This window comes from Paenibacillus sp. MDMC362, assembly GCF_003269305.1.
GTDB lineage: Bacteria > Bacillota > Bacilli > Paenibacillales > Paenibacillaceae > Paenibacillus_AQ.
In genome coordinates, this window is record NZ_QLYT01000051.1 from 1 (window position 1) to 18464 (window position 18464).

12 protein-coding genes are annotated in these 18464 nt (G+C 53.2%); 5 read left to right on the plus strand and 7 right to left on the minus strand.

The annotated features are described in order from the left end of the window. Nucleotides 1–166 precede the first annotated feature (166 nt). Entirely contained in the window at nucleotides 167–1132 is a 966-nt protein-coding gene (locus DP091_RS23675; protein ID WP_113060558.1) for a carbohydrate ABC transporter permease, read from the plus strand. After that, nucleotides 1129–1965: a carbohydrate ABC transporter permease gene (locus DP091_RS23680; protein WP_113060559.1), complete on the plus strand. Its 837-nt coding sequence runs from the start codon at nucleotides 1129–1131 to the stop codon at nucleotides 1963–1965. Before DP091_RS23675 ends, DP091_RS23680 begins: the two co-directional genes overlap by 4 nt. Before the next feature lie 4 nt (nucleotides 1966–1969). Here DP091_RS23680 and DP091_RS32030 read toward each other — a convergent pair whose 3' ends face one another. Continuing rightward, entirely contained in the window at nucleotides 1970–2101 is a 132-nt protein-coding gene (locus DP091_RS32030; protein WP_258394668.1) for a hypothetical protein, read from the minus strand. Between the two features lie 26 nt (nucleotides 2102–2127). On the opposite strand from DP091_RS32030, the gene DP091_RS23685 reads away from it, so the two are divergent. The 3 genes from DP091_RS23685 to DP091_RS23695 all read left to right on the plus strand — a co-directional run bounded on the left by DP091_RS23685 (nucleotide 2128) and on the right by DP091_RS23695 (nucleotide 6960). Beyond that, on the plus strand, nucleotides 2128–3915 hold the full coding sequence (locus tag DP091_RS23685) for a cache domain-containing sensor histidine kinase (RefSeq protein WP_113060560.1): 1788 nt from the start codon (nucleotides 2128–2130) through the stop codon (nucleotides 3913–3915). Further along, entirely contained in the window at nucleotides 3890–5509 is a 1620-nt protein-coding gene (locus DP091_RS23690; protein ID WP_113060561.1) for a response regulator transcription factor, read from the plus strand. The genes DP091_RS23685 and DP091_RS23690 overlap by 26 nt, the downstream gene beginning before the upstream one ends. A 161-nt stretch (nucleotides 5510–5670) precedes the next feature. Then, a complete protein-coding gene (locus DP091_RS23695; protein ID WP_113060562.1) occupies nucleotides 5671–6960 on the plus strand; it encodes an ABC transporter substrate-binding protein in 1290 nt (429 codons plus the stop codon). Nucleotides 6961–7123: 163 nt separating this feature from the next. Here the strand turns inward: DP091_RS23695 and DP091_RS23700 are convergent, their stop codons facing one another. The 6 genes from DP091_RS23700 to DP091_RS23725 all read right to left on the minus strand — a co-directional run bounded on the left by DP091_RS23700 (nucleotide 7124) and on the right by DP091_RS23725 (nucleotide 18419). Next, nucleotides 7124–9493 carry a helix-turn-helix domain-containing protein gene (locus tag DP091_RS23700; RefSeq protein ID WP_113060563.1) on the minus strand — a complete coding sequence of 790 codons (2370 nt, stop codon included), beginning with the start codon at nucleotides 9491–9493 and terminating at the stop codon, nucleotides 7124–7126. 145 nt (nucleotides 9494–9638) lie between these two features. Continuing rightward, complete coding sequence (locus DP091_RS23705) at nucleotides 9639–11339, minus strand: alpha-L-fucosidase (RefSeq protein ID WP_113060564.1); 1701 nt, start codon at nucleotides 11337–11339, stop codon at nucleotides 9639–9641. A gap of 10 nt (nucleotides 11340–11349) precedes the next feature. Next, complete coding sequence (locus DP091_RS23710; RefSeq protein ID WP_071223180.1) at nucleotides 11350–12228, minus strand: carbohydrate ABC transporter permease; 879 nt, start codon at nucleotides 12226–12228, stop codon at nucleotides 11350–11352. Nucleotides 12229–12242: 14 nt separating this feature from the next. Continuing rightward, on the minus strand, nucleotides 12243–13190 hold the full coding sequence (locus DP091_RS23715) for an ABC transporter permease (protein WP_113060565.1): 948 nt from the start codon (nucleotides 13188–13190) through the stop codon (nucleotides 12243–12245). A 91-nt stretch (nucleotides 13191–13281) separates the two neighbouring features. Next, nucleotides 13282–14889 (minus strand): type 2 periplasmic-binding domain-containing protein, encoded by a 1608-nt coding sequence (locus DP091_RS23720; protein ID WP_113060566.1) that lies wholly within the window; start codon nucleotides 14887–14889, stop codon nucleotides 13282–13284. A 227-nt stretch (nucleotides 14890–15116) separates the two neighbouring features. Further along, nucleotides 15117–18419, minus strand: coding sequence for a M60 family metallopeptidase (locus tag DP091_RS23725; RefSeq protein ID WP_258394669.1), 3303 nt, complete (start codon nucleotides 18417–18419; stop codon nucleotides 15117–15119). Nucleotides 18420–18464 lie beyond the last annotated feature (45 nt).

Consider the following 18464-nt stretch of genomic DNA (forward strand, 5'->3'; position numbering starts at 1 on the left):
CAAATGCAGCATTCGTCGATGCCGTTGCCAAGCGGCTTTCCGTAGACCGCAAGCTGCAGATTGCCGTAATCATTCAATAATGAAAGAATTTGTACATCTTTCGCCTACAGGCCAGATTTTCATCAGGATACAATGGAAGCTATCAATAGGCGAGAGGTGATTAATCATGAATGCACAAACGGCACAGCCGGCGGGCAAGGCAAAGCTGGACAAGAATATGAAAGCGGTTGCCAAAACGTTCAAAGGGCGCTGGAATGCTCCGTTAGCCGGCTACCTGTTCATCGCCCCCTGGCTGCTGGGCTTTCTCATTTTGCAGCTGTGGCCCATCATCCAGTCTTTCTATTTATCCTTCACCGAGTATTCGCTGCTGGAGCCGGCCCGCTGGATCGGATTTAAGAATTACCAGGATATCGCTCACGACCGGCTCTTCTTCAACTCGCTGAAGGTGACATTTCTGTACGTGATCGCTTCCGTGCCTCTTAAACTGCTGGTTGCGCTGGCTGTAGCCCTGCTGCTGAACCGGAACATCCGGGGCATATCCTTCTACCGAACGATCATTTACCTGCCTTCTCTGATCGGCGGGAGCTTGGCGGTGGCGGTGCTGTGGCGCAATATTTTCGGTCTGAACGGCTTCATTAATCAGCTTGTGATTTTGGTCGGGATCGCCCCCAAAAACTGGATCGGCACCCCCTCCACCGCCCTCGGCACCCTGGTGCTGCTGACGGCCTGGCAGTTCGGTTCATCGATGATTATTTTCCTTGCCGGTCTCAAGCAAATCCCTGGTGAGTTGTATGAGGCCGCCTCCGTGGACGGGTCCTCGCCGCTCCGCAAGTTCATCCGGATTACCCTGCCCATGTTGTCCCCGGTCATCCTGTTTAATCTGATCATGGGCATCATTAACGCATTCCAGATGTTCACATCGGCTTTTGTTGTCACGAATGGAGGACCGGTGAATTCAACCGAAATGTTTGCCCTGTTCCTGTACAATAAAGCCTTCGGATCCCTGCAGATGGGCTACGCCTCGGCCCTGGCCTGGATATTGCTTGTTATCATCGGCATCGCCACGGCGCTTAATTTTATCGCGTCCAAATACTGGGTCTTCTACGAAACCGAAACGGAGGGTCGCAAATGACAGGTGCTCATAATAAACAAAACTGGTGGGTCCATGTGCTGATGATGGCATTCTGTTTTGTGATGTTTTATCCCGTTCTGTGGTGGATCGGCGCCTCCTTCAAATCAACACCGGAAATCAGTCTACCCACTCTGTTCCCCAAAGTATGGTTGTGGCAAAATTATACGGAAGGCTGGATGGCACTGCCCAAGTATACGTTTACACGCTTCTTTATGAACAGCCTTAAGCTCAACGTGGCGACCACGATCATTCATGTCATTTCAGCCAGCCTGGTGGCTTTCGGCTTCGCAAGGCTGACCTTTCCGCTGAAGGGATTATGGTTCTCCATCCTGCTGATGACCCTGATGCTTCCGGGACAGGTCACGCTCATCCCGCAGTATACGATGTTCCATTCCTTCGACTGGATCAATACCTATCTGCCGCTGATCGTCCCGTCAGCCATGGGCGGAGCCTTCTTTATATTCCTGATTGTCCAATTCATCCGCGGCATTCCGCGGGAGCTCGATGAGTCAGCAAAAATCGACGGCTGCACCTGGTTCGGCATTTATCTGCGCATCATCATGCCGCTGACGCTGCCGGCGCTCATCACGGTTACGATTTTCTCGTTTATTTGGGGCTGGGACGAATACTTTGGGCCGCTGATTTATCTGAATACCGTGGACAAGTATACAGTCCCGCTCGCGCTCAGGATGTTCATCGACTCCCAGTCGGCCGTTCCGTGGGGGCAGCTGCTTGCCGTATCCCTGCTCTCCGTGCTGCCGCCGGTGATCATTTTCTTTTTGGCGCAAAAGCATTTCGTGGAAGGGATCGCCACATCCGGGCTGAAAGGTTAGGTTTCTAAGCGGTAAACGGATACTGTGCCGTGTTCTTCCAGCTCTTCTTCAGGCAGCGGTCAAGCCGGACGATATCAAGCATCCGGCTTCCGCCAACATGGACATTGAGGCAGCAGCGCGTATGCAGGGTCCTCATGGCTTCTTAAGGGGAGGAGAAAACGCATGAATCCGTTTCGCACGTTCCGTATCGATTACGTTTTTTTCTTCAGCTTTGCCGGTTTTATCGCGGTTCTCATCACGATTATGATGATTGTCAGCTATCGGTTTACGGCGGATGAGCAGGCGGACAGCGCCTCCATGTACCAGCAGGCGGTGCTGCAGCAGCTCAACAAGCAGCTTACCGACCAGATGAGCGCTGTGGAGCAAACCTCGCTAGCCGTGTCCATCAACTCGCCTCTGGTCAACTATGTCACGATGAAAGGAGATTATTATGCACGCAAGAAAGCCAGGGACGAGCTGAATCGGGATTATTTGGCGCCGATGCTGAACAGCTCGCGCTCGATGTTTTCCTTTCAGATTTATATGAACGATCCGCTTCAGGTCGATCCCAACGCCAACATTCAATACCTCCCGCTGGCCTCGGCCAGCGGGGAGAGCTGGTATCCGGCCGTCGACAAATCCGATTTTCTCTGGATCGGCCAGCGCGAGGTCGGTTCGCCGCAGGGAAAGCAGCAGGTGATCAGCTTCGTCCGTAAAATCACCACGCTGGACGGCGTAAACCGGGGAATTCTGATCATCAATGTTCGGGTTAAATTTTTGCAGGAAATTCTGACGGAAGACAACTCCTCCGCCAGTCGGCTGCTGCTCGACTCCGGCGGCCGGATGATCATGCACACCCGGATCGCTCCGCCCCCCGGGGAAATCAATGCCATCCTGGGGCGGGTCACCGGGGACACCGGCCATGCTCATCAGCTGTTGGCGTCCGCCGGCTCGCTTCCGGAGAAGGACATGCTCACCGTATGGTCACGGACGTCCCCGGGCAGCTGGATGCTGGTGGAGCTTACCCCCTGGAAGGAAATCACCAGCGGGAGTGTCCGCCTCGCGTGGACGATGGCCGTGGTTGGAGCCGCCGCCATACTGCTGTCCCTGTTCTTCACGTTGTTCCTATCCCGAAATTTCACACGGCCGATTCGGAAGCTGGTTCAGCTGATGCAGGCGTTCAATCCCGGGAAGCGCGGACAGCCGCTGCCGACGGAATACCGCAACGAATTCGGCAGCCTGTTCAGCGGCTACCGCAAGCTCACCGAGCGGATCGAAACACTGTATGAGTCACTGGAGCAGCACTATAAAGCGCAGCGCGAAGCGGAGATCAAGGCGCTTCAAGCGATGATCAACCCCCATTTTCTCTACAACACCCTGGACCAGCTGAACTGGATGGCGCTTGAAGCCGGCCAGGAGAAGATCAGCCACGTACTTGAGCTGATGGGGCAGATGTTCCGCATCGGGCTGTCGGGCGGCGAATCCATGATTCCGATTCAGGAAGAGCTTCTGCACGTGGATTGCTATCTGAAAATCCAACAGTTCAAGTGGGGCGAAGGATTGGAATGGCAATTCGATTGCCCGGAGAATTTGCGGCAGGTGATGATTCCGAAACTGACCCTGCAGCCCTTTGTGGAAAATGCCGTTATGCACGGTTTTCATGGCAGAGACCAGGGCCGGATCCATCTGACTTGCGCGGAAGAGGACCGAGGCATCCGGATTCGGATTCGGGACGACGGCATCGGGCTGAGTGCCGACTGGAAAACGCGCAAACGCCATCCGACGGGCGGATATGGCATCCGCAACGTGACGGAGCGCATTCAGGTTTATTTCGGTCCGCCCTTTGGCGTTTCGCTTCGAAACCGTACCGATGCGCCGGGCACCGAAGCGGAAATCTATTGGCCAAGGCTAAATCAGCAGTGGGATCAGGAAGGGGGAGAAAACCATGTGGACCATCGCTATCGTGGATGACGATCGCCAAGTGCTCGGCGGCATGTCCCGGCTGATTCCCTGGGAGCAGCTCGGAGTTCGGCTCGTCTTGGAGGCCATGGATGGTGAAGAAGGACTGCGGCTGATTGAAGCAAGCCAACCCGACATCGTCATCACGGATATTTATATGCCGGTGATGAACGGTCTCGACATGATCGAACAGCTCCGTAAGCAGCAGTACGCCGGCAAAATCATCATTTTAAGCGGGTACTCGGATTTTGATTACGCTCGTAAGGCGCTTCGGCTTCAGGTTGACGATTATTTGCCCAAGCCGGCCTCACCAACCACGATCCGCGAGGTGCTGCAGCGTGTTACCCGCGAGCTTGCGGAGCGCCGTGCGCTGGAAAACAGAGAGCGGGAGCTTCAAAACCAACTCATGGAGTATGAGCCGTATCTGGAAAGGGAATGGGTCAAATCCATCCTCATCGGAGGGACCTCCTCCCCGCTGACGGATCCCTCCCGTATGCTGGAGCGGCTCGGTTGGAAGAATGCCCAATTCATGATGCTGGCCTTAGAAATCAAGCGCCAGGGACGCATGGAAGGCATCTCCGTCCGGGACTGGCACCTGTTCCGCTTCGCCGTAGGCAATACGGTGGAAGAGCTGGCCAGTCAGGATGGGCTGCGAAGCTATTTCCTAGAGCTGCACAGCCACCATATGGCACTGCTGCTGTATAAGCCTCTCTCCTGGCCGACAGAGGCGTTCCGCGCGGAAGTTCTGGCGCTGGCTGGGCGAATCATTTCGTCCGTGCATCGATTCCTCAGGGTCAAGCTGCATATCGGTGCCGGTCTTCGCAAGGACGACTGGCTTGCCATCTCCGACTCCACCGAAGAAGCGTTTCAAGCACTCGCCGAGCGGCACGAACCGGATGTCGCCCATCCCTGTGTCTACGTTTATAGCGAAGGCGGCTTCCGGCTTACAGCACCACGTAACGTACGCCCTGTTCGTTTTTTCCAGGAAATGACCGACGCCGTGCGGACCTTTGACGAGCCCAGGGCGCTGCTGGCGCTGGATGACTTCTTCCGCAAGGACGACGGCGCCGCTCAGCTCCAGCCCGATGAGCTTACTGCCATCGGTACGCAGCTGTTCGCCATCCTCTCCTTTACCCTGTACGAGTCCGGCATCCGGCTCGACGATGAGCTGCCTGTGACGGACTTGACCAAGGAGCTCGGACAAATGGAAGATGCCCAGCAGTGGAAAGCGTGGGTAGCGGAAAAAGTGAAGCGAATCTGTTCGCGTTACACACCGAATGAAAACCTCAAGCATAAGGAAACGGTCGATTATATCATCCAATACATTCATGAGCATTACGCCGAGAACATCCATCTTCAGGATGTGGCCGACCAGGTGTATATCTCCAAAAACTATCTCAGCACTTTATTCCGCCAGTTTACAGGCGAAACCTTTGGCGATTATCTGACTAGGGTTCGAATGGAGAGAGCCAAGAGCATGGTGCTCGAGAAAAAACTGCTGATCGCCGAAATCGCCGAGCGGGTCGGTTACCGGAATGTTCCGTACTTCACCACCCTGTTCAAAAAGCATACCGGGCGCAGTCCCACCGAGTTCCACAAAGCCTAAGCCGCCGGTCCGCTTTATTCTTGGCGCCTGTGCATCTCGCCCCCTTTATTCGATAATCGTAAAATACTGAAACGATTTGTTATTTTGTCCCCTACGAGAAGGGCCCTGGACTTGGTACGTTAGTGGAAGAAGAAGATCAGTTACTTAAGGAGGTTCATCCAATGAGAAAATCATGGCACCGTCTCGCCGCCGGCGCTGCGGCCGTGCTGTCACTGTCCCTGGTTCTCTCCGCTTGCAGCGGGATCAAGAAGGAAGAAGCCGGATCCGCGGAGTCGGGAGACGGCAAATCCATCACGCTCCGGATCATGTGGTGGGGCTCTCAGGCACGGCATGACGCAACTTTGAAAGCGCTTGATTTATACTCTGAAAAGAACCCGGGCATCACGTTCGAACCGGAGTATCAGTCGTTCGACGGGTATCAGGACAAGCTGTCGACCCAGTCCGCGGGGAAAAACACGCCGGATATTTTCCAAATGGATGCCGCCTGGTTCAACGATTGGGCGTCCAGCGGTCGGCTGGAGGATCTCTCCTCCATTCCGGCGGACCATATCGATAAGGCGCTGCTCGAGACAGGCACCTACCAGGACAAACTGTACGCGATGCCGCTCGGCAACAACGCCTGGGGCATGGTGTACAACAAGACGATGATGGACAGCCTCGGCGTTCAGCCGCCGAAGACATGGGACGAATTTTTCGCCATGGCGCGCGACCTGAAGCCGAAGCTGGCCAAGGACCAATACCTCACGCGGGACCTCACCGCGGACGGCGCGTTCTACATGTCGTATCAGCTAAGCATGGGCAAAGGATTCTCCATGAGCAAGGACGGAAAATTCCATTATGACGAGGCTACCTGGAAGGATTGGATGAACAAATGGGCGGATCTGCGCAAGGACAACCTCGTGACACCGCCTGACGTAACGGTATCGGATAAAGCGCAGGACGCGCAAATGGACCTGCTCATCCAGGAAAAGATTCTGCTGCGGGGCGCGCATGCCGCGGAATTCGGCGGAACGGATGCGTTAAAACCCGGCGCGATGTCGTTAACGACCCAGCCGAGGGGAACGCAGGCGGGCGGCTGGCTGAAAGCCTCCATGTATTGGAGCGTCAGCCCCAACAGCCAATATAAAGAGGAAGCGAAGAAATTCATCGACTGGTTCGTCAACAGCGAGGAAGCCGGTGCGATCTTGGGCACTTCGCGGGGGATTCCTGTCAACAAAACCGTAGCCGATGCGCTCCAGCCCAAATTTACGGACGTCGATAAAAGCTCCCTGGGGCTGATCAACGAGGTGTCCAAGGACGGCGCCGCGTTTGACCCCGGCCCCGGGAATAAGGGCGGCTGGGCCAACTTCACGAAGGAATACGACAACATCACGCAGTCGATCATGTTCGGTAAACTCAGCATCGACGAGGGCTGGGACCAGATTGTCAAATTGAGCAAAAGCCTGGAGTAATCCATGCCGAGAAGCTGCTGTTATAAGTTTGGATAGAAACCGTCATCGAAGCGGTGGCACGCCAAAAAGCACCTGAAGGAATCGGGTGCTTTTTGTTCGTATATTTAACAAATCTGAGCAGCATTCGCGAATAATCGCCTGCAATTCGTTCTGCTTGTAAGCGTTACTGCCCGCTTGCGCTCACCCGATATTTGCCAGGGGTGACCCCCTCCAATTTCTTGAATGCCCGGATGAACACAACATCATTGGTATAGCCGACCAGTTGGGCCAGCTGCGCATTGGTCAGTTCCGATTGCTCCATCAATGCCTTCGCCTTCTCAATCCTCGCACGGGTAATATAGTCGGTGATATTGCATCGATTCATCTTCTTGAAGAAACTTGAGATATACTGCGGCGTCATGCCGAAATGGTCGGCAATCATGCCAAGTCCCAAATTATAATCGGTTAAATTCCTGTCGATGAATGCCATCATATCCTGCTGCAATCGGATGCTGTGATCGCTGTGATCCGTATGAAAGAGACAAGCCAGTTTGTCATATAACCGCTTGGTCTCGGCTTGCATTTCATCACTTGTGGAACAACCGAATATGTGCTTTACGGGATCGAAGCTCGGGCCCAGCAGGCTTTCATGATCCGTGTTCGTCAAGTTCAGTATTTTCAAAAAGGTGCTGATGATATTGAAGTACAAGCATCTTCCCAGTTCCGGGGTCATCCCCGACGAATTAAAATTCATCGCATAAATATTGTCCAGCAGCTTTGCGACATTTTCCGTATCGCCGCTTCTCACATGGTTGACAAGCTGCGTCTCGAATTCGATCGGATAGTAATAATGATGCTTGATGTCCCGTACATGCCCGAAGTGAATGATGGAATTTCTGCCGCTGAACATACGGTAATCCAGGGCGGCCATGGCTTCCAGATAAGCGCTGCCGATCGTTCCGTTTCCTGTGCGCACGCTGCTGACGGCAATCGTCACGGAAATATGGAAACGGTCCTCCAGTACCCGGAGCAATCGCTCTGCAATCTCATGAAGGAAGAGCTCGGCTTCCGCCTCCTCAACCGGATGGAAATTAACCAGGATCGCTACCCGGTCGCGTTCCATATCGACGGCGAAGCCCTGGTGACCCGAATTCGCAATGTCCGTGCCGATATTCGATATAATGAACCGAATTTGCGTCCAACCTTGCTCGGATGGCTCCGGCGACAGCCTTGTAATATCCACGGCTTGAACAATGATTACGGCAAACTTGTCGGACTCGAAGTGGATGCCCATGGTCGCTAATGTCGGACCCCCTTGCTCCCCCGCATGATCTGGATCGATGTACCCCCGAATGAGCCTTGACAGGAAATCAGCGCGGATGACGGGCGTCTGCCTGAACAGTCGCTCCCTCAGATGCCGCTGCTCTACGAGCGATCCCTCGATCGTTTGCAATATGAAATCATATTCGTTCGCGGCCGGCTTATCCTGAATCGGCTTTCCTTGAAGAATAGCATCCACCACACGTTTGACGGGGCTGTATTGTCGGTATGCAAACCAACAAGCAACGGCCGCTCCTGCGACAAGCGATGCGACAAACACCGTCAGCGCCATTCTCTTCAGTTGTGCTACTCTTTCCATAACACTGCCCATCGGCATGACGGACACATATTGCCAACCGGCCTCCTTGGATTCCGTAAAGGTTACCATGCTGTCCGTGCCATTTAATGCTGTCTTGAACAATCCCGATGGACCGGCTAGTCTTTTTGTCACCTGTGCGGACAGCCCCGAGTCCGATGAGCTTGCAATCACGCCCCGTTCCTTATCGAGGATATAAATCTCGCTGTCGTTGGCGGACTCGATTTGGCGGAACATCTCTTGAAGCTGCTGTCCATCGATCATAATAACCAGCGTTCCGCGGATATTGGACACGTCATGAAGCGGAAGGGATTGCGCATAGGTAACCACATCCGCCGGGTTGCCATTTCCTTGGTTCGGGTTCTGCAGCAGCACATCGGAGGGCAGGAATGCCTTGTTGTGGTAGCTGCCAAGCATCGTCCGCTTCCATGTTTCAAAGTCCATATGCTCAAACCGGTAATACTTGTCGTAAAAGGTTCTGGCATCCGTCCGCAATCCAGGCTTTAGGATGACGTCTCCGGCCTGCAAATGAACATAGTAGTCCTTCACGAATCCGCTTACAAAAGATTGATAGCGATTTAAGTAATCGCGGACGAATTCTACCTGGCGGTACGCCCCTCCTTGATCATGCCGATCAAGATTCAGCAAATAAGTTAGTTTCGAGTTAAACATGATTTGCTTAGCCAAGATATCCACTTCTTTAAGCTTGCTGTCCACGGAAAGCCGCAGCTGCTCCAGCATCGCCGAATTTGACCGCTCCGCATTGTTTTCCATCACGTTTTCCACCCGTCCATATAGAAAAAGCCCCACGGTCATAGGCAACAAAAGGATGAGCATATACGAAACGATCATGGTTTTCAAGACGCGTCCCCGGCTGCTCTTTCGCTTGCCGGGAAGAAGGCCGGGTATCGAGATCATGTCGCATTCCTCCAAGAAAATGTATGGAAACCTATTTCTTGAATCCTTCGCCAAACGGACTAGCAAACCCTTTAATCAATTCGGTCACCCAAGAGAGAAGCGCCCCGTTACAAGATATGTTTAAATTTTGGATACATCGGGGTATTTAAAGCACCTGAACTAATCGCAAGGAACGAAGCTTCACGGCAGCCGCCTGCCAAATTTCCGGTCCAAAAGGTTTCGGCTTCGCAAGCTTGCTCGATAAGGTCAATGCATACGTGCCCGGATTCTCTATAACGATCCGGCCGATCGATGAATGAATCTCGGTGTACGGATGCTGACAAGAAATGGAGTCGCCGACGACTTTATCCTCTCGGGGAATACAAGCAATCGTCTGTCCTGCTGCCCGTACGGTGACTTCGTGATCATATTCCTGTTCCCAGACGGCATCGGATTTTTTGAAGTTGACGAGTGTAACTTCATACAGGCCGGACGACGCTGCCTTGAAGGTCCACCGGGCCTCGTTCATCCCGTTGCCTTTCGTTATTTCCGACAGTACAAGATCCAACTTAACAGCGCCGCTCGCCTGTTGGATAAAACCCTGATCTACATCGATCCTGCCCTCAAGCTCCAATGCAATAACCGATACATGGTCTTCGGGGGGAAGTTCAGGCAATCGAATCCGCATCTCGTGGTGGTCCGTTTCCGGCCGATAGCTCTGGTGCACAGAAAGACATGCGCCGGTGTCCGCGAGCAGGTAAGCTTTTTTAACCGTATTTCTTACACCGTTCAATACCAATTCTTCCGCAGGCCAATAGCGATTGTACACATGTAGGAAGAGCGTATCTCCTTTTAACGTAACCGCTCCCCATTCCAGCTCATAAGGGAACGGGCTTGCGCTTGTGCCGTAGACCGCCTCTCCATTTCGCGCAAGCCATTCGCCGACTTCCTCCAGGCGTAGAGCGGATTTTTCCGGAATGATGCCTGTTTCCGTAGGGCCGACATTGAGCAACAGGTTCCCTCCCTTGCTTACGATATGCACCAACTTTCGGATCAGAGCATCCGTGGGCTTCCACACTTGATCCTTGGTGCTGTACCCCCACGATTGATTTAGGGTCATCGGCGTCTCCCATTCCCGCGTTTCCTCGCCTTGCATCGGGATTTCGTTGTCCCCCTTGGATTGGTAGTCACCGAAATCAGGCCAATGGCTCACCCTGCTGTTAATCAGGCAATCGGGCTGGAGCTCGCGGATCATGTTTACCATCGCTTCGCTCTCCTTCTTCGACAATCCCCCGGACGTGTCGAACCAGAGCAGCCCGACCGGACCATATTCCGTCAGCAGCTCACGCACCTGTCCCTTCGCTTTATGGTTCCAGTAACGAAAGAACGCCTTCTTCTCCAGCTCATAGTCCCATAGATTGTTAAACGTATCGTGAAGCGCATGCGGATGATGCCAATCAATGACATGGGAATAGTAAAAGCAGAGCCGGATTCCTTCCTCCCTGCAAGCCTCGGATAATTCCTTCAACGGATCCCGGCCGAATGGAGAAGCATCCACGATATTGAACGGGTCCGTCCGTGAATGGTACATGGCGAAGCCATCGTGATGTTTGGCTGTGATGACGATATATTTCATGCCTGCCCTTTTGGCGCAATTGACCCAAGACTTGGCATCAAACTGCGTCGGATTAAATTCCTTGGCGAGTTTCTCATATTCCTTTACCGGAATTTTGTTGGCATACATGACCCACTCCCCTTTACCGAGCAGCGAATATACCCCCCAGTGGATGAACATCCCGAATTTGGCATCCCTCCACCACTGCATCCGGCTCTTGCTTTCCGTTACGATATCTAATGAGTCAGCCATCGTTCTCCTCCTATTCCTTAATAGCGCCGATCAAAACGCCTTTGACGAAATATTTTTGCAAAAACGGATACAGAAGCAGTATCGGCAGCGTGGACACGATAATCGTTGCATATTTAATGGTGTCCGCGATCGCCATCCGGTCTCCCGAGGCCTCCGTCATCATGCTGTCGGTTGTATTGGTTATGAGAATTTCCCGGAGCACGAGCTGGAGCGGAAATAGCTCCCGATCCCTCAGATAGATGAGCGCTCCGAAATATGAATTCCAGTGTCCCACGGCATACCATAGAATCATGACGGCGATAACGGGCATGGACAGCGGAATAATGATCCGGAACAGAATGATCAGATCGTTCGCCCCGTCGATTTTCGCCGATTCCTCAAGACTTATCGGAACGGACTGAAAGGCAGTCCGCATAATGATCATATTGAACGTCCCGATCATCCCGGGGATCAGCATCGCCCAGATCGTGTTCAGCATCCCCAGGTTATTGATCAGCAGATAAGTCGGAATCAGTCCGCCGCCGAAAAACATGGTGATGACGATCAGCATCATCAGGACATTTTTGAAGTACAAATTTCTGCGGGACAGCACATATGCGCCGATCGCCGTGGCTACCAGATTGATGGCCGTTCCCGCCACGACGTAGATCAGCGTGTTCCGATATCCCGTCGTAATCATCGGATTGTTAAACACCGCCTTATAGGCTTCGAAGTTAATATCAAGCGGCGCGAACAGCAGCCCCCGATGCTGGGCCAATGAAGCCGGATCGCTGAACGAAGCGAAGGCAACATACACGAACGGATATAAGGTGACGAAGCAGAGGCCCGTCAGGATCAACGCATTCAGACAGACGAAGGTTATCTCGCCTGCGGATCGTTTGTTAGCCATGGATGCCCCCCTCTCTACCACAGTTTATGCTCGCTGACCCGCTTGCTGATCGAGTTCGCGAGTACAAGCAGGATAAAGCTGACCACCGCATTGAATAAACCAACGGCGGTCGTAAAGCCGTAATCTGTCTCCAGAACCCCTCTCCTGTAGACAAAGGTCGAGATCACGTCTGCCGTTTCATAAGTAAGCGGGCTGTACATCAGCAATACTTTTTCGCTGCCAACGCTAAGCATGGAGCCCATATTGAGAATGAAAATGATGATGATCGTCGGCAGCATGCCAGGCAGCGTGATGTGCAGCATCTGTTTCCAGCGGCCTGCGCCGTCCATCTTGGCCGCCTCGTACAGGGTCGGATCAATCGTGGCGATGGCGGCAAGATAAATGATCGAACCCCAGCCTACACCTTGCCAAATGCCGGAGCCGACATATATCGTACGGAACCAGCTGGCCTCGCTCATGAACGGAATCGATTCGATGCCGAAAAAGCCCAGAATCTGATTCACCAAGCCATCTCTTGCAAGGAAATCGAACATGATCCCAGTCACGACGACGATGGATACGAAATGCGGCAAATACGATATCGTCTGAACCGTACGCTTAAACAGCCGGCTGCGGATTTCGTTCAGCAGCAGGGCAAGGATAATCGGTGCCGGAAACGCGAAGATGAGCTCATAGACATTGATCAGCACGGTATTGCGCAGAAGGCGTTCGAAATAATAGCTGTTAAAAAAATTGCGGAAATGCTCAAATCCGACCCACTCGCTTCCCCAAATGCCGTCAGCAATGCTGAAATCTTTGAAAGCCATCAACAGACCGTACATCGGTCCATAGTGGAAGACGGCATAGTATAGAATGACGGGAAGCGCCAGTATGTAGACGTATTTGTTCCGTTTCAAATCGTTCGCAATCGTTGTCCATTTCCCTTTGCGATGCTCGAAGGGATACTTCTCGGTTGATGACAATCGAATCCCTCCCTCCAAATCAATTTATATGGCGCCAAGAGCGGCGGAGTCTGCATGTTCTCGCCGCTCCAGGACGTTTACCGTTTATCCTTTATCGTTTACCGTACCGCTCCAAGGCTTTCTGCTGTATTTCCAGAGCTTCGGCAAGACCCATGGATTCAATGGTTTTCACATACTTGTCAAACTGATCCAACGGCTCGGCGCCCATGACGAACTTCAAGTACATCTCGTCCTTGTACGTGTTGATGTCCGTCATGATGGAAGCGTAGCGGCTGCTCTCGGATTGGGTCGGCGTTGTGCGCGGCATTTTCTTCTCCATGGTCGGCTCTGCCCAGATGATCTTGGACTCCAGCTGATCCGGCTCGGTCGTGTATTGTTGATCGAACCGAATATCAAGCATGAACGGCCCGCTAAAGGTTGCGCGGTTATGCTTGGACATGGACTGGATCACCGGCAGTCCGGAGGGGTCCTTCAATACTTCGGGCTTAAACATCGGCTTTCCGTCCTTCATTGCATAGCTGACGCCCTCTTTTCCGAAGTTAAACAACAAGGTGCCTTCCTCGGAATAGCCGTAATCCAGCCACTTCACCGTTTCAATCGGGTTTTTGTTGCTGGTGGTGACCGCTGCCCCGATTCCGTTAAACGCATGGTCCTTATATCCCCAGATTTGCTTGTCACCTTGGTTCATCACAGGGTAAGGGGCTGCCACCAGTCTGAAGTTCGGATCTTTTTCCTTCATGAGCGTGCCATACTTGCCGATCCCGCTGCCGGTGTATAACACCGCCGATCCGATCTGCCCGCCCGTAATTTTGGCCTCCAGCATTTTCTCATCGGTCGTCGCAAAGTCTTGATCAAGCAAGCCTTCCTTGTACCACTGGTTCATCAGCGTCAGGAACTCCTTGAACCTCGGGTCCGTCGGGCCGTATTTAACCTGACCTTCCTCTTGGTAAAACCCGGCATTAATACCCCATGCCCCGAGAAAAGCGGTCGTTGTATCGACATCTCCTTTCGTCAGATACAGGGGAATCTCATCCGCCTTGCCATTGCCGTTCGGATCTTGCTCCTTAAAAGCCTTCAATACGTTGTACCATTCATCAACCGTGGTCGGCATCGACAGCCCCAGCTTATCGAGCCAATCCTGCCGGATCGTCGGTCCGAGAAACACCTTAAGCTTGTCGTCGGTGCGCAGAAACGGGAACACGTAGATGCTGCCGTCATCGGTCGTAATTTCCTTCTTCCACTCCGGATGCTCCTCGAGCACCTTTTTAAAGTTCGGGGCATATTGGTCGATCAAATCATTGAGTTTGATGATTTTGCCGTCTTTGATCGCCTTCTCCGGTCCACCCGGATAACCGGCCCATGAATATTCAATCACATCCGGGAGTTTATCCGAGGTCATCATAAGGTTGAACTGCTCCGTCGCCTGCTGGCCCTGGGGAGGATGCTGAAAATCCACTTTCACCCCGGTGATCCTCTCCAGCTCCTTATACGCCTCGATTTCGTTATAACTCTTCATCGTAGCGGACACCTGGCTAACGATTTGCACCCAATACGTCAGCTCCGATAGAACCGGTGGGGCTTCCGGGTCCGACGCTACCTCCGGTTGTTCCTTGGCAGGTCCGCCGCAGCCTGCCGCCGTAATGGCCATGGTGACAGCGAGCAAAACAATCCAGAATACTTTAAACCTGTTGACCTTCATTATCATTTGCCTCCCTTTTCCTTTGCTTGTTGTGTGAACTTCTGGTTTGTTAAGCACCACCTTACTGAACATTTTGGCGATTGAACACTGCCGTGTTTTCTAATTGTGCAATATATTTTTAAGGCAGTACATTGTCTATATTTAATCTTGGACTGACTTATTTCATGATGGATGGCCATACAGAAATGAAGGGCGGCCATTTTGGCCGCCCTTCATTCCGTTAGCTGCTAGGAAGCCGAGCTGCGGCTTCGGATGTAGTCTATGTCTCCAAGAAGCAGCTCCGCGAAGCCCAAATCGAGATGCTTGCCCTGCTGCGCCTTAATGGCATTCTCCAGCGAAGTGATTGCATCCTCAGCTGCTTCGCTTCCAGGCGAATGCTGCTGGAGATTCGCGATTTTGGCCAATAAGCTTTGCGTGATGCCGTGATTATCGATCCAGCCTCTCTCTTCCCCTGCTCTTACGATCTCGTCGAGCTGTTCCTGATCGACAACAACCTCGAATGAGTATTCGCGAACCGTGATATTCCCGGCTGCATCTTCTGCCGTTATGCGAAGGTTGTGCGGTCCGGCTGTCAGCGTTAACGGCTCTCTAACCAGCGTTTCTGGAGCTTCCATGCCATCCAGTTCCAAGATGATTCCGGATACGCCGCTTAATGCGTCCGTGATGTGAGGTGACATGGTGAAACGTTCGGTTTGGTATACGGCCTGGGTCACGTTTGCCGTGACTTCCGGTCCGCTTCGGTCGATCTTCACCATCTTAATCGCTTCATTACTTGTCACTCCAGACAGGGCAGCTGCCCGAGCGTATATCATGGTCTGACCTTCCGTTTCTACAATTATGGGAGCCGTGTAATCGGTCCATTTGCCATTGGAGCCCATTTTGTACTGGTTTCGCATGCCTGCCGCTTCAGCCTCCGGTGTCATAGCGATGGTGACCTTCACCGATTCGCGGCTCCACTCGGAATCCTGATCGGCCTTGATCTCGGGAGGATCATTTAACGCGTGCGTCTCCCTTATGCGCCAAAGCTCCTTCGAAGGTAAGGGCAAGTTCAAGGCGGCGATGCGGGATTGAACCTCAGCCTTAGAATACGGAAGCGCCCATTTATCGAAGAACTCCGTCAGGTTCTCGCCTGCGGTTTTCGAGGCCATGATGACAAACGTATCGATCTCTTCCTGGTTTGTCGCTGGCAGCTGGGATGCCGGCAGCTCCCGGTACGCCTTATGAAGCTCAGCATAAAAGTCCCATCCGTAAGCCAGGGAAAGCTGGCGGAACATTACGAGATAGCCGAAGAGATCCAGCTGGCCCGAGGTGCCGAACGACTTGCCCGGAAGATCGCTTTCGATATATTCAAACGCTAAGTCATAGAAATCCTTTCCATCCGCGTTGCGAATCAATAAGTTGCTGCTGTTGCCGAATTTCTCTTGAACGTATAAGGAGTATATATTAACGGTGATTTCGCCCGTTACGTTCCAGTTCCACGCTCCTTGCTGATATTCGTGGCCCGTCTCGTGCCAGAAGCCCCATCCTCCCTGTGTAACTCGGGATATGTCCACGGCGTGGCCCGCCGAAGGATCGATGTGGAACATAATCGGATAGCCGGCATGCATATAACCCGCACTAATCTGTCGATCCGCAACGTAACGGAACGGAAGGTTTATGCTTTTGTGCGGCAGCGGTTGATCCGGGGAAAGCCCCGCGACTTCCTCGGTGTAGTCTACGATCGCGTCCCACTTCTCCACTAATTGCTGCGGATCTTCCAGCTGCCTGATATACTCGGACGGAAGCGTCAAGATCGCTCTGCGTCCCTGAAGCTCTGCCCATGGAGCGGGATGATGCCGAATCGTGTCTTCCCATTCAGCCGAAGAGGTCTCGCCAAGGATATAATACGGAGCGCGAACGCCGCCGCTGATTTCAATATCCTTCGCAACGCCCGGCTGCGGCTTGGTCGGAATCAGGTAAATCAAGCCGCCATAAGGACTGCGGATCCGATTCTCGCCCGGAAGGAGCGGCTTTCGCTGCGTGATGACCGGAGGTCGCTCCCATTCCGTTTTACTTGTCAAATTATCCGTGTGAGCCCCTACCTGCACATCCAAATTCTGGGTGCCTTCAGGAACATGAATCGTTACCCATTCTCCGGCCGGTGCGTATAACCCCGTGCTGATCCAATTCTTCGGAACCGTCCCTTGGCGCAAATAGTCAAAGGTTGAATAATCAAAATTCACGTGAACGGATTGTCCCGACACTCGCGGTGCGTCCGCCGGGACGGTTCCGGGAAATTGATCGGCATAAGGGGATTTGGGGGCCGTCAGGTCATTGCCGATCCGTCCCAATTGAAAAGCTAACAATGCGCTGGTATAGGGCGCTTTGGAACGGTCGAGCGGAAACGTAAGCTGGGACTCCAAATCGCTGGCATCCTGCTCGATCACAGCATATAGCGGGCTTTGCGGGGTGATGCTGCTGACGGTTCCGCCGGTCACCGAAGCGATGACTTGCAGCTTCTTGTCAGCGCCGGCGCCAGGCCGTCCGACGTTCACCTGATCCGGTGACAGCGTTCCAGCCTCAATCGCCTCGGCCTGCTCCAGCAGCTTTAGCGAATGGTAATTGGCGGATTGCTCCGGTGTCAATGTGGGCAAGGTTTCCGTTCGAGTCGACGCCGTATTGTTCATCAGACCAAGACCCATCCGGTTCAATAGGCGCTGCACCGGGAAATCTTCACTGAGCCTGCCCGAACGGCCCTGATATTCATTCCCGAGGAAGACATGCGGATATTGCTCCATCACCCATCCTTTTAAGGGGACAACGACATGACCTCCTTGCGCGACGTAATGCTCGACGGCATCGACCTCGCTATCCTTCAGCGTCCCGTCAACATAAGCTACGGGGTAACGGGCCGGATCCAGGTGCTCCTCCGTGAATTGGTCCAACCGAACCAGATCGATAGGCACATCGGTTTCGATGAAATAATTCTTCCAGGTTGCCGACAACATGGGCAATCGACCCTTACCTTCCAACGCCTCCTGATAGGTCAACGTCTCGGAGTCCTCCGTTAACCACAGGAGGATGTTGCGTGCCACCGTCTTCCGCTCATCGGTGATGTCGGAGGTGAATTTGAAATAGGAGTCATCGCCTGCAACAACGACTTTGCCTTTTCCGTAGCGAGCCGCTGCAAGAATCGGCGTTGTGTCCGGGTTGACCGCCAGAACGAAGGCTTGATCTCCGATGGCCGCGACTCCGCCGTTATAGGTGGCCGATACCGTCGGATAACCGGACAAATCCTTATAGATTACATCAAGATCATGCTGGGTTGCCATGCTCGCTGCGGTATTCGTGCCTAATACATGAACGTCAGCCTGCTCCGTCATTCCATCCGCCGCCATCAGTGTCTTCCCTGACGGCGGAACGGCTACAAGGGTGCAGGCAACCGCCAATAACAGCTTCAACCACTTTTTGGTGTGGAAACCCATCAATCGGTCAACTCCTTTGTCGATGATTTCGTAATAGCAACGAGAAACGAAGTACTTCCGTTTCACCTCCCCCTCTCCTCCAGTTTCCTTTTTCCCTGCGTCCTAAATATA